This is a genomic window from Hydrocarboniphaga effusa AP103 (genome assembly GCF_000271305.1).
Lineage (GTDB): Bacteria > Pseudomonadota > Gammaproteobacteria > Nevskiales > Nevskiaceae > Hydrocarboniphaga > Hydrocarboniphaga effusa.
The window spans coordinates 1,324,856-1,337,646 of the sequence record NZ_AKGD01000001.1 but is presented as its reverse complement, the minus strand read 5'-3'; the positions used below and the strand labels follow the sequence as shown (position 1 = coordinate 1,337,646).

The 12,791-nt window shown below is 65.9% G+C and carries 11 protein-coding genes; 9 read left to right on the top strand and 2 right to left on the bottom strand.

The genetic code is table 11. The features are described from left to right. Nucleotides 1-136 precede the first annotated feature (136 nt). Nucleotides 137-1,264 carry an NAD(P)H-dependent flavin oxidoreductase gene (locus WQQ_RS05855; RefSeq protein ID WP_007184167.1) on the top strand — a complete coding sequence of 376 codons (1,128 nt, stop codon included), beginning with the start codon at nucleotides 137-139 and terminating at the stop codon, nucleotides 1,262-1,264. Nucleotides 1,265-1,329: 65 nt separating this feature from the next. Here the strand turns inward: WQQ_RS05855 and WQQ_RS05850 are convergent, their stop codons facing one another. Further along, on the bottom strand, nucleotides 1,330-1,983 hold the full coding sequence (locus WQQ_RS05850; protein WP_040453621.1) for a hydrolase: 654 nt from the start codon (nucleotides 1,981-1,983) through the stop codon (nucleotides 1,330-1,332). 199 nt (nucleotides 1,984-2,182) lie between these two features. Here WQQ_RS05850 and WQQ_RS05845 point away from each other — a divergent pair, with 199 nt between their 5' ends. After that, the gene (locus WQQ_RS05845) at nucleotides 2,183-3,064 is read left to right on the top strand and encodes a LysR family transcriptional regulator (protein WP_007184165.1); all 882 of its coding nucleotides are present in this window, start codon (nucleotides 2,183-2,185) and stop codon (nucleotides 3,062-3,064) included. Between the two features lie 120 nt (nucleotides 3,065-3,184). Here the strand turns inward: WQQ_RS05845 and WQQ_RS05840 are convergent, their stop codons facing one another. Further along, a complete protein-coding gene (locus WQQ_RS05840; RefSeq protein ID WP_007184164.1) occupies nucleotides 3,185-3,865 on the bottom strand; it encodes a TetR/AcrR family transcriptional regulator in 681 nt (226 codons plus the stop codon). A gap of 68 nt (nucleotides 3,866-3,933) precedes the next feature. On the opposite strand from WQQ_RS05840, the gene WQQ_RS05835 reads away from it, so the two are divergent. The 7 genes from WQQ_RS05835 to WQQ_RS05805 all read left to right on the top strand — a co-directional run bounded on the left by WQQ_RS05835 (nucleotide 3,934) and on the right by WQQ_RS05805 (nucleotide 12,741). After that, the gene (locus WQQ_RS05835) at nucleotides 3,934-4,833 is read left to right on the top strand and encodes an SDR family NAD(P)-dependent oxidoreductase (RefSeq protein WP_007184163.1); all 900 of its coding nucleotides are present in this window, start codon (nucleotides 3,934-3,936) and stop codon (nucleotides 4,831-4,833) included. Beyond that, the gene (locus tag WQQ_RS05830) at nucleotides 4,823-6,322 is read left to right on the top strand and encodes a flavin-containing monooxygenase (protein WP_007184162.1); all 1,500 of its coding nucleotides are present in this window, start codon (nucleotides 4,823-4,825) and stop codon (nucleotides 6,320-6,322) included. The genes WQQ_RS05835 and WQQ_RS05830 overlap by 11 nt, the downstream gene beginning before the upstream one ends. Continuing rightward, nucleotides 6,319-7,230, top strand: a complete 912-nt coding sequence (locus WQQ_RS05825; protein WP_007184161.1) for an alpha/beta fold hydrolase — start codon at nucleotides 6,319-6,321, stop codon at nucleotides 7,228-7,230. Before WQQ_RS05830 ends, WQQ_RS05825 begins: the two co-directional genes overlap by 4 nt. Before the next feature lie 3 nt (nucleotides 7,231-7,233). Then, nucleotides 7,234-7,653, top strand: a complete 420-nt coding sequence (locus WQQ_RS05820) for an acyl-CoA thioesterase (RefSeq protein ID WP_007184160.1) — start codon at nucleotides 7,234-7,236, stop codon at nucleotides 7,651-7,653. An 8-nt stretch (nucleotides 7,654-7,661) separates the two neighbouring features. Then, nucleotides 7,662-8,792 carry a zinc-dependent alcohol dehydrogenase family protein gene (locus WQQ_RS05815; protein ID WP_007184159.1) on the top strand — a complete coding sequence of 377 codons (1,131 nt, stop codon included), beginning with the start codon at nucleotides 7,662-7,664 and terminating at the stop codon, nucleotides 8,790-8,792. Between the two features lie 304 nt (nucleotides 8,793-9,096). Beyond that, nucleotides 9,097-10,719 (top strand): flavin-containing monooxygenase, encoded by a 1,623-nt coding sequence (locus tag WQQ_RS05810; RefSeq protein ID WP_007184158.1) that lies wholly within the window; start codon nucleotides 9,097-9,099, stop codon nucleotides 10,717-10,719. 396 nt (nucleotides 10,720-11,115) lie between these two features. Then, the gene (locus WQQ_RS05805; protein WP_007184156.1) at nucleotides 11,116-12,741 is read left to right on the top strand and encodes a 3-(methylthio)propionyl-CoA ligase; all 1,626 of its coding nucleotides are present in this window, start codon (nucleotides 11,116-11,118) and stop codon (nucleotides 12,739-12,741) included. Nucleotides 12,742-12,791: the final 50 nt, after the last annotated feature.

Genomic DNA, 12,791 nt, shown 5'->3' with positions numbered 1-12,791 from the left:
GGGCTGCCGGCAAGGAGAGCAAGGTGGCCATGGCGCAGCGCACGATCCGGATCGCATCAGAGCTGCAGGACAACCGGCCCGGACTCGCCGGGGCCACCGCGGCCGCAGTCCCCACGCCGCGCGACGGGCTGCGGCCATGAGCACGACGCAAAACCCGGCCTCCTGGCCCGACCGGCGCGCGCTCGATCTGCTCGGCATCGAGCGGCCGATCATCCAGGCGCCGATGGCCGGCAGCGGGACGCCGGAGCTCGCGATCGCCGTCTGCGAAGCGGGCGGCCTCGGTTCGCTCGCCTGCGCCCAATACAGCGTCGACCAGGCGCGCGAGGCCGTGCAGACGATCCGCGCGGCGACGAGCAAGCCGTTCAACCTCAATTTCTTCTGCCATCGCACGCCGCAATTCGATGCGCAGCAGCACGCGGCCTGGGTCGCGCAGCTCGAGCCGTACTACCGCGAACTCGGGCTCGAGGCCTCGACAATCAAACCGGCCGCGGGCCGCGCGCCATTCGATGCGGTGTATTGCGAACTCGTCGAAAGCCTGCGTCCGGCCGTCGTGAGCTTTCACTTCGGCCTGCCGGAACCCACGCTGCTCGCGCGTGTGAAAGCGAGCGGCGCGCGCGTGCTGTCGTCGGCGACCACGGTGGCCGAAGCGCGCTGGCTCGCCGCGCGAGGCTGCGACGCGATCATCGCCATGGGCAGCGAGGCCGGCGGGCATCGCGGCAGTTTCCTGAGCCAGGACATGAGCACGCAAGTCGGCACGTTCGCGCTGGTTCCGCAGATCGTCGACGCGGTCGACGTGCCGGTGATCGCGGCGGGCGGCATCGCCGATGGACGCGGCGTCGCGGCCGCGTTGTTGCTCGGTGCGAGCGCGGCGCAGATCGGAACCGCGTATCTGTTCTGTCCCGAAGTGAAGCTGTCGCCGCTGTACCGCGCAGCCTTGGAAAACGTGAACGACGACGGCACCGCGCTGACCAATCTGTTCACCGGCAGGCCCGCTCGCGGCGCGATGAACCGGCTCATGCGCGAACGTGGCCCGTTGTCGAACTACGTGCCGAGGTTTCCTCTGGCGGGTGCGGCGCTCGCACCACTGCGCGCCGAAGCCGAGCGCAAGGGGCACGATGATTTCACCAACCTGTGGTCCGGTCAGGCTGCGCCGATCGCGCGCCAGTACGCACGACCCGCTGCAGCACTCACGCGATGTTTGGCCGAAGAGGCCTTGAAGCTGTTATGTCAGGGAATGCGTGTCGGGGCTGAAAGCGGGGGGTGACGGGCCGCGAGCAGCCGTCCATTTCTCACGGTGCCCCGGCAGGGCTTTCCGTCACCCCGCCGGCATCAGCCCGTCTTGCCCGGCACCGGCGTGTTGAGAAGCTGCTGCTCCCAAAGATACGCGATGCCGCTGCCGGCGAAATGCTGAATGAGGACTTCGGTCAGCTCCTCGACATGATCGGTGCGCGCCCAGTCGCGCTGCCATTCGCCAGCGAGCGCCATCACCGTCATCGGGTTGGCACCCGCCGCGATCATCCGCTGGACGGCAACCTCATGAGATTCCTTCGAAATGCCGCCCGATGCGTCGGTGATCACCGTTACGTCCCAGCCTTCGCCCGCCGCCTGGATCACCGGCATCGCGACGCAGACTTCGGTCCAGAGGCCAGCGATGATGAGCTGCTTGCGACCGGTCGCCTTGACCGCGTCCACAACCTTCTCGTCCTGCCAGGTGTTCACCCAGGTCCGGTCGATCACCTCCTGATCCGGAAACACGTCGGTGATCTGCTTGAAGAGAACCCCACCTCGCTCCGCGATCACGCTCGTGAGAATCGTCGGAACATGGAAAGCTTTGGCCAGCTTCGCCAGAGCGGTCGTGAGGTTGACCACGGATTGCGGATCGTGGCTGTTGAGGTTGGCGAGCTGGTAGGGCTGGTGGTCGATCAGAACGAGGACCGAGTCTTCGGGGCGAAGAAGTGAAGCAAGGCCGTTACGAAAGGGCATGGAGGCATCCTGGCTGTCGTTGTCGAGATGGGTTTGCACAGCGGCAAGCGCGAAGCGGTGCGCTGCCGACGAGGCCAAACCATGTCATTCCGATGCCCGGTGCGATAGCGCCGCCGGTTGTCCTGCTGTGTCGCAAAAGCAGCAACGCCGGAACAGAAATTCCTGTGTCAGGCTGTGCCGCGAAAACGAGAGGGCCAAGGTGGATATCGAAGCGTTGCGGACCTTTGTGGAAGTGGCGGATGCAGGTGGTGTCTCACCCGCCGCGCGCCGGCTCGGCGTCTCCAAGTCCATCGTCAGTCGGCAACTGGCCCGGCTCGAGGCGGCACTCGGCGTCCAGCTGCTTGCACGCAACACCCGCGGCGCCGCGCTGACCGAAGCGGGCGCCACGTTTCGCGATCACGCTGCCCGGGCCTGCGCCGAGATCGACATCGCCAGGGAAACGATACTGCCTGCCGGCGAGCTTCGCGGCCGACTGCGGATCGCCGCGCCGCTTTCCTTCGGCCCGACTCACCTTGCGCCCGTCCTCGCGAAAATGGCGCTGCGCTATCCGCAGCTGCATATCCATACGGCCTACAGCGATCGCTTCGTCGATCTGATCGCCGAGGGTTTCGATTGTGCGATCCGCGTGGGCTACCTGCAGGATTCCAACCTGATCGCAAGGTGTGTCGGCCCGCTGCATGGCAGGCTGGTGGCGAGCCCGGACTATATCGAGGCGCACGGCTGTCCCGAGACGCCGGCAGACCTTGCCGGCCATGAGGCCCTCATGCAGGGGACGGAAGCCTGGCAGTTCATGAACGGCGACGAGACCATTACGGTTCATCCCCGCGGGCGCTTCAAGGCCGACAATGCCATGGCACTCGCCGCCGCCGCGGCAGCAGGACTCGGCATCGCCTGGTTACCCGACGGCATCATCAAAGACTACCTGGCCTCGGGCGCGCTGATTCCGGTGATGACACGCTATCCGCCACCTCCGGCCGGCATTTACGTCGTGCGCCCGCCGGGGCTGCATGCCTCGTACAAGGTGCGGGTGCTCACCGAAGTGCTGATCGACTGTTTCGAGCCGGCGCAGGTGGCGGACTAGCCGGGATTCGTCTCATCGACGCATAGCGTGAAGATGCCGTCGTTGCGTGGCCGACTTCGCGGCTGCTGGCGATGAGTCCGCGCGAACCAGCGGTGTTCGAATGCCGTTGCCCGAAAGCGGTCAACCCCGCGGCTTCTTCGTCGCATTCCGGCCGGGTGCAGCGCTCGCCTCTTCGGCGAACTGCCGGACCGTGCCGATCAGGATGCGCCGGCAGTTGCGCACCACGTGCGTCGCCGGCCGCGTGTAGCCCGAAAGCGCCCAGGCGCTCGCGGCGAAGGTCATCGCGCCGATCAAGGCAAGGCCGAGCACGCGGCGATCCTCGGGATGCTTCTCGAACTCGGGCACGTGCAGCTTCACCGCATCGAGCAACTGCTCGGCGAACTCCGCCGTGGTCTTCAGATACAGCGCGGTGACGGCGGAACTCACGCCGAGCACTTCGGCGAACAGGATGCGTGCGGCGCGCGGATCGCGAATGGTGTCGAGGAAAGCCACCAGCGCCGCATCGAGCTGGGCTTCGAGCGAACTCGGTGCCTTGCCGACGGCCTTGTCGATCGCGGCATGCAAGCGCGCGCTGATCTCGCTGTAGACCGCCCGCAGCAAGGCTTCGGTGCCTTCGAACGATTCGTAGAAATAGCGATCGGTGAGCCCGGCTTCGGCGCAGACCGCGCGCACGGTCGCAGCCCGATAGCCTTGCGCGCCGATGATGCCGAGCCCGGCCTCGACGAAGGCGCGCCGACGCTCGCTGACGCGTGCATCGTGAGTCTGTCCGGCATAGACGCGGCGGGCGTTGCGAGTGGGCATGGCTTATTTGACGACATGTGTCGTCAAACGTAAAGTGAATTCAACTGTCATCAGATGAGATCCCTCCAGTGAAAGACTTCAAAGGCAAGGTCGCCGCGATTACCGGCGCGGCGTCCGGAATGGGGCGCTCGCTCGCCGTCGAGCTCGCGCGTCGCGGCTGCCATCTGGCGCTGTCGGACATCAACCAGGCCGAGCTCGACAAAACCGCGCAGCTCGCCTCCCGGCACGGCGTGAAGGTGACGACGGCCAGGCTTGATGTCGCGAATCGCGATGCGGTGTTCGCCTGGGCCGCGCAGGCGCAGGCCGATCACGGCAAGGTCAACCTGATCTTCAACAACGCGGGCGTCATGCTCGCGGTGCCGGCCGAGAGCGCCAGGATCGGCGATTTCGAATGGGTCATGGGCATCAACTTCTGGGGCGTGGTGCACGGCACGCAGGCGTTCCTGCCGCTGCTGCGCGCCTCTGGCGACGGCCACGTGATCAACACTTCGTCGCTGTTCGGCCTCATGTCGATGCCGACGCAAGGCACCTACAACGCGAGCAAGTTCGCGGTGCGCGGCTACACCGAAGCGCTGCGCATGGAACTCGAGATCGAAGGCGCGCCGGTCTCCGCGACCTGCATCCATCCGGGCGGCATCGCGACCAACATCGCGCTCGCCGGTCGCGTCGACGAGAGCGTCCGGCAGGTGACCGGCGTCGATGCGGAGCGGCTCAAGAAGCGCGCGCATCGCGTGATCCAGACCACCACGGCGGACGATGCGGCGTTGCAGATCCTGCGCGGTGTCGAGCGCAATGCGCGTCGCGTGCTCGTGGGCCCCGACGCGCGCTGGTACGACCGGCTCGTGCGGCTGCTCGGTGCGGGCTATCAGTCCGTCGTCGTCCGTCAGGGACGCAAGCAGCTGCAGTTCGCGCTGCGCCGCGATGCGGCCGAAGCCAAGCCAGGATCGGGAAAAACTCATGGCGCCTGATTCGCGAGCGGTTGCCGGCGGTGTCGCGGAACTCGATGTGCTCATCATCGGCGCCGGCTTGTCGGGCATCGATGCGGCGTATCGCCTGCAGACCGAATGTCCGGCGCTGAGTTTCACGATCCTCGAAGCACGGCAGACGCTCGGCGGAACCTGGGATCTCTTCCGCTATCCGGGCATTCGTTCGGATTCGGACATGAGCACGCTGGGCTTTCCGTTCGAGCCTTGGGACAGCGATGTCGCGATCGCCGATGGGCCGGACATCCTGCGCTACATCCAGAACACGGCGCGCAAATACGGCATCGACCGGCGCATCCAGTATGGCCATCGCGTGGTGGCGGCGGACTGGTCTTCGGAGTCGGCGCGCTGGCTCGTGACGGTCGAAACGGGCGGTGAGACGAAGCAGTTGCGCTGCCGCTTCCTGTACGCCTGCGCGGGCTATTACGACTATGCGCGTGGCTACATGCCGGAGTATCCGGGTATCGAGCGCTACCAGGGCCAAGTGATCCATCCGCAGCAGTGGCCGGAGAATCTCGAGGTCGCGGGCAAGCGCATCGTCGTGATCGGCAGCGGCGCGACCGCGATCACGCTGGTGCCGGCACTCGCCGCGCAAGGCGCGCAGGTGACGATGCTGCAACGCACGCCCACCTACGTGATCAACCTGCCGAGGCGCGACAAGCTGGCGGCCTGGCTGCGCAAGCGCCTGCCCGATGCGGCCGCGGGTGCGGTCACGCGCTGGAAGAACATCGGCATCACGCTGTTCTTCTACCACTATGCGCGCAAGAAGCCCCAGCAGACGCGCGAGAAGATTCTGCATCTGGCGAAGCGGCAGGTGGGCGAGGGCTTCGATGTCGAAAAGCACTTCGGCCCGAGCTACAAGCCCTGGGACCAGCGGCTCTGCATCGTTCCGAATGGCGATCTGTTCAAGACGATCCGCGCCGGCAAGGCGGCGGTGGTCACCGATCGCATCGAGACTTTCACCGAAACCGGTATCCGCACGCAGTCCGGCGAGGAGCTGCAGGCCGACATCGTGGTGTCGGCCACGGGCCTGGTGATCCAGCTGCTCGGCGGCGCGCGCGTGAGCGTCGACGGCGAGCTTGTCGATACCTCGAGGAAGATGGTCTACAAGGGCATGATGCTCGACGGTGTTCCGAACCTCGCGTTCGCGTTCGGCTATACCAACGCCTCGTGGACGCTCAAATGCGATCTGTCCGCGCAATACGTCTGTCGCCTGCTCAACGACATGCAGCGCCGCGGGCGCGACATCTGCGTGACGCGTCGCGAGGCCGACGCGCAATCCGAATCGATGGTCGATCTCGAATCGGGCTACATCCAGCGCGCCAAGTCGGTGATGCCGCAGCAGGGCGCCGCCGCGCCGTGGCGCGTGCACCAGAACTATCTGCTCGATCTCGCGGCGACGCGTTTCTCCGGTCTCGATGACGGCGCGATGCACTTCGAGAAAGCGCAGGCGAAGACGCGGAGCGCGGCGTGAGCGTCGCGGCGCTCGAGTGGAAGCCGGCGCGCGCGTCGACCAACGGCGTCGAGCTCGCCTACGAGGAAGCGGGCCCGCACGACGGCGCCTGCGTGCTGCTGATTCCAGGGCTTTCGTGGCAGCTGATTCACTGGCCCGACGACTATTGCCGCCTGCTCGTCGAGCAAGGGCTGCGTGTCGTGCGCATCGACAATCGCGATGCGGGCTTGTCGACGATTCTCAAAGGCCGCACGCGCATCAACCTCGTCAAGGCCACCATCCGCAGCAAACTGCGCCTGCGCGTGGCCGCCGATTACACGCTGCATGACATGGCGGCCGACGTGATCGGCCTGCTCGATGCGCTGGCGATCGGGCGCGCGCATCTGGTCGGCATGTCGATGGGCGGCATGATCGCGCAGATCGTCGCGGGCACGGCGCCCGAGCGCGTCGCGAGCCTGACCTCGATCATGTCGACGACCAATCATCCGTGGCTGCCCGGTGCCGCGGCGGCGGTGCAGAAGCGCCTGATCAGCCGCTCGCCCGACAACCAGCGCGAAACCATCGTCGCGCGCGACATGGCGATGCAGGCGATGATCGGCAGTCCGCGCTATCCGGCGTCGGAGACGCAGCGGCGCTTGCTCGCCGAGCGCGCCTTCGATCGCGCACATCGTCCGGGCGGCGTGCTGCGGCAGATGAACGCGATCATCGCCACCGGCAGCTTCGAGCGCACGCTCAAGCAGATCACCGCGCCGACGCAGATCATTCACGGCCGCGACGATCTGCTGGTGCGTCCGGCCGGCGGCAAGCGCAGCGCCAGGCGCATTCGCGGCGCGCAGCTCGCGATCATCGACGGCATGGGCCATGATCTGCCGCAAGCCTTGCTGCCGCAGATCGCGCAGCTGACGCTGGACAACATCGCGAGAGCTTGAATCATGAGCCGTGAGCACTATGCGCACTTCCAGGCCATCACCACGCGCTGGAAGGACAACGACGTTTACGGCCATGTGAACAACGTCGAGTACTACAGCTACTTCGACACCGTCATCAACACCTTCCTGATCCGCGAAGGCGGGCTCGACATTCATCGCGGCGCGAGCATCGGCCTGTGTGTCGAATCGCATTGCCGCTTCGATGCGCCGATCGAATTTCCCGACGCGGTGCACGCGGGGCTGCGGGTGTCCAGGCTCGGCAATTCGAGCGTGCGCTACGAGATCGGCCTGTTCCGCGAGCACGACGACAAGCCCGCCGCCGAAGGCTGGTTCGTGCATGTGTTCGTCGATCGGCAGAGCCGTCGTCCGGCGGCATTGCCGGACTCGCTGCGCGCTGCGTTGGCCAAGCTGTTGCGCGAATAGGAGAGACCATGAAAGTCCGTGCCGCCGTGTTGCGTCAAATGGGTTTGCCGGCTCCGTATGCGCAGTCCAGGCCGCTCGTGATCGACACCATCGAACTCGCGGCGCCCGGTGCGGGCGAGTTGTGCGTGAAGGTGCTCGCGGCGGGCCTTTGCCATTCGGATCTGTCGGTCATCGACGGCTCGCGTCCGCGCGTGATGCCGATGGTCATGGGCCACGAAGCGGTCGGGGAGATCGTCGAAGTCGGAGCCGACGTGCAGGACTTCGCGGTCGGCGATCGCGTGGTGTTTTCGTTCGTACCGGGCTGCGGCCACTGCCTGCCGTGCGCGGGCGGCCGCCCCGCACTCTGCGAGCCCGGTGCGAAGGCGAACACCAACGGAACGCTGCTGTCCGGCGAACGTCGCTGGCAGCAGCAGGGCAGTGACTTGAATCACCATCTCGGCGTATCGGCTTTCGCCGAACACACGGTGGTATCGGCGCGTTCGGCGGTGAAGATCGATCCTGAGGTTCCGCCGCAGATCGCCGCGCTGTTCGGCTGTGCGGTGATGACCGGCGTGGGCGCGGTGGTCAACACCGCGCGCGTCGCGCCGGGCGAAAGCGTCGCCGTGTTCGGGCTCGGCGGTGTCGGGCTGGCGGCGCTGATCGGCGCGCGCGCCGCGGGCGCATATCCGCTCGTCGCGGTGGACGTCCTGCCGCAGAAGCTCGCGCTCGCGGCCGAACTCGGCGCCACGCATTGCGTGCTGGCCGAGCCGGGCGCCGACGTCGTCGCTCAAGTTCGCGAAGCTACCCATGGCGGCGCGCTCCACGCGATCGAAACCGTCGGCAGCGAAGCGGTGCTCGCGCAGGCTTACGCCGCGACGCGACGCGGCGGCACGACGGTGACGGTCGGCCTGCCGCATCCGTCCAGGCAGTTTTCGATCTCGGCCGTGAGCCTGGTCGCCGAGGAGCGCACGGTGAAAGGCTCGTACATGGGCTCCTGCGTGCCGGCGCGCGACATTCCGCGCTTCGTCGGTCTCTATCGCGCGGGCCGCCTGCCGGTGGACCGGCTGCTCACGCACGAGATCGCGCTCGACGAGCTCAACGAGGCCTTCGACCGGCTCGCGAGCGGAGCGGCGGTGCGGCAGGTGATCCGGTTCGGGTAATCCGGTCCGGAGTATCGGTTCCCGGCCCGACCCGAGGCCGGCCCCGGATCGGTTCGGCTACGGCATCCGATGCGGCTGCCGTGGTCGGCAGTCGCGGCACCGCGCCCTTCGATGTGCCGCTCCGGGCGGGCATGGCCGGTGAACTCCTCGCCGGCTCGCGCCTGATGCCGTCGGTTTACCCGTCGGACGCCGCCGCACTACCCATTTCGCCTGCGCGTTCCTACTCGGTTGGGCGGTGACGGCACCGGGCGGTGTCCCTAAGCTTCAAAAAAAGCGTTACGACTCAAAATAATGGAGGAGTTCCATGTTCGACACACCGCCTGAAGCACCCAGCAAGACCTACGACGCCGTCATCGTTGGAGCCGGCATTTCCGGCCTGTACCAGCTCTATCGCCTGCGTGAGCAGGGCCTGCGAGTCCGGCTGTTCGAAGCCGGCAATAGCGTCGGTGGCACCTGGTACTGGAATCGCTATCCCGGAGCCCGGGTCGATTCGCAGTCCTACATCTATCAATACTGGTTCTCCGACGAACTGCTGCAGGAATGGACCTGGTCGGAACGTTTCCCGGCCCAGGCGGAAGTGGAGCGCTATCTCAACCACGTGGCCGACCGCTTCTCGCTGCGTGACGACATTCAGTTCAATACGCGCATCCGGTCCGCCCACTACGACGAGACGAGGGGGCGCTGGACCGTCACCTCCGAGTCCGGCGAATCGTTCGATTCGCAGTTCGTGGTGATGTGCGTGGGTGGCCTGTCCGCGCCGATCGTGCCGCCGTTTCGCGGGCACGAGAACTTCAAGGGCCAGATTTTCCACACCGGCCGCTGGCCCAAGGAAGGCGTGGACTTCGCAGGCAAGCGCGTGGGCGTGATCGGCACCGGCGCCACCGGCATCCAGGTGATCCAGACCATCGCGCCGACCGTTGGACACCTCACCGTATTCCAGCGCACGCCGAATTATGCGATCCCGATGCGCAATCCGAAGTACGGCGCCGAAGATCATTCCGATTTCCGTCAGCGCTACCCGGCGCTCAAGGCGCGCGTCCAGTCCACCTTCGCGGGCTTCGACTACGACTTCCACGGGAAACCTTACCGCGAGATGGCACCGGAAGAGCGCAATCGGGTGCTCGAGGAACTGTGGGCCGACGGCTCGTTGTCGATGTGGATCGGCGGCTTCAGCGAGGTCTTCACCGACGCCGAGGTCAACGAGGAAATCTCGAAGTTCGTGCGCTCGAAGATCCGCGCGCGGATCAACGACCCCGCGGTGGCCGACAAGCTCGTTCCGACCGATCACGGCTTCGGTACCCGTCGCGTACCGCTGGAGACGCGCTACTTCGAGGTCTACAACCGCGACAACGTCGAACTCGTCGACGTGAAAGCGGAGCGCATCGAAGAGATCACCGCCAATGGCTTGCGCACCTCGGCGCGGGAATACCCGCTCGACGTCCTGATCTTCGCGACGGGCTTCGATGCCGGTACCGGCGCGCTCACCTCCATCGACGTGCGGGGCCGTGGCGGCAAGTCGCTCAAGGAGAGCTGGTCCAAGCAGGTTCACACCACGATGGGCTTGCAGATCAACGGCTATCCGAACCTGTTCACCACGATGGCGCCGCTGGCGCCCGCCGCGGCCTTCTGCAACGTGCCGACCTGTCTTCAGCAGCAGGTGGACTGGATCAACGATTGCATCCGCTACGCGCGCGCCAAGGGCGCCAGCACCGTGGAGCCCACCGCCGAGATGGAAACACGCTGGCTCACGCATCACAACGAGGTCGCCAACATGACGCTCGTGCCCAAGACGCCCAGCTGGTACACCGGGGCCAATGTCGACGGCAAGCCGCCGATGCTGCTGTCCTACATCGGTGGCGTGGGCGCGTATCGCCAGCAGTGCGAAGAGGTGAAGGCGAGCGGATACGCCGGATTCGCCATCGAGTAAGCGCTCGAGTCCGCGGATCGCGGCGCCATCCGTATCCATGCAAACCGTGTCACGCGCCAGCCCGATGCCGACGAGGGCCCAGGCGCGTGATCGGGGAGCGGTGGAGCGTCTTGCGAATGGCGATGGGCGCCCGGCCGTCACTCCCCGGTTACGGCGATTCGGTGGGCCGGTCCCGATGCCCGAAGCGCTCGCGTTCAAGCCCGTCGTCGACCGTGGTTTCTCGCTGCCGTAGCGGGCGGACTCGCCTGCCGATGCTGGCGGCGGGGAGCCCGGTTCGGCATGACGGGCATTTTCATTCCTGAAGCATCGTTGCTCGTTCCCGCGCGGGCGCAATCGAAAGCCCGGGAAAAACCTGCCGAATCGCTTTTCCGCTTCAGTTCAATTTGAGAATCACCGATGAATGCACAGATGATGCAGATGCCCTTGCTGGTGTCGTCGATCATGACGCACGCAGCGCGCTATCACGGCGACACCGAAATCGTGTCGCAGACCGTCGAGGGCGCGGTCCATCGCTATACCTATGCCGAAGCGAGCCGGCGGACGCAGGCTCTGGCCAACGTACTCGCGCGCCTCGACATCGGCCCCGGCGATCGGGTCGGAACGCTGGCGTGGAACGGCTTCCGCCACCTCGAGCTCTATTACGCCGTGTCCGGTATCGGCGCGGTGGTCCACACGCTCAATCCGCGCCTGTTCTCGGAGCAGATCGCGTGGATCGTCAACCACGCCCGGGATACGGTCGTCTTCTTCGACCTGAGCTTCCTGTCGCTGGTCGAAGCGGTGGCGCCGCAGTGCCCGTCGGTCAGGCACTGGATCGTGATGACGGACAAGGCGCACATGCCCGCGGATTCGAGCGGCAAGTTCCTCTGCTACGAAGACCTGATGTCCGCCGAGCCGCAGCACTACGACTGGCCGGATCTGCCCGAAACCATGGCCTCCGGCTTGTGCTACACCTCCGGAACCACGGGCAACCCCAAGGGCGTGTTGTATTCGCATCGCTCCACGGTGCTGCATGCGCTCGCCTGCATCCAGCCCGACGTCATGAACCTCTCGGCGCGGGATGTCGTGCTTCCCGCGGTGCCGATGTTCCATGTCAATGCCTGGGGTCTGCCGTATTCCGCTCTGATGGTCGGCGCCAAGCTGGTCCTGCCCGGGCCGAACCTCGATGGCGCGAGCCTGCACAGGCTCTGCGACGATGAAGGCGTCACGCTCAGTGCCGGTGTGCCGACCGTGTGGCTGGGCTTCAGGCAGCATCTCCAGAAAATCCAGAGCAAGCCGTCCACGCTGAAGCGCGTGCTGGTCGGCGGCTCCGCTTGCCCGCCTTCGCTGATGCAAGCCTTCGACGACGAATACGGAGTCAGCATCCTGCATCTCTGGGGCATGACGGAGCTTTCTCCGGTGGGCACCGTCAACACGTTGAAGCTCAAGCATCAGGATTTGCCGGACGCGCAGCGGCACGATCTGCTCGCCAAGCAGGGACGTCCTCCGTTCGGCATCGAATTGAAGATCGTCAACGATGCCGGAGAGTCCTTGCCCACGGATGGCCAGGCGGCGGGCGATCTGCTCGTGCGTGGCCATTGGGTTCTCGATCGATACTACGAAAGCGATCATTCACCGCTGCGAGAGGGATGGTTCCCCACCGGCGATGTCGCGAACATCGATGCCGATGGCTATCTGCTGATCACCGATCGCTCCAAGGACATCATCAAGTCGGGCGGAGAATGGATCAGCTCGATCGAGCTCGAGAACATCGCGATGTCCCATCCGGCCATCGCCGAAGCCGCCGCCATCGGCGTGCGGCATCCGAAATGGGACGAGCGTCCGCTGATCGTCGCAGTCAAAAAGCCGGGGGCCGACGCGACGCGCGAGGACATCCTGGCCCACTACGCGGGCAAGATCGCCAAGTGGAGCGTTCCCGACGATGTGGTCTTCGTCGACGAGCTTCCGCACACGGCCACCGGCAAGCTCAGCAAGCTTCAGTTGCGCCAGAAGCTCAGCGAATACCGCCTGCCCGATTCCCGATAGATCGCTCGAATCAGACGTCCGACAAGCCGCGATCCCAAACGAGCGGCATT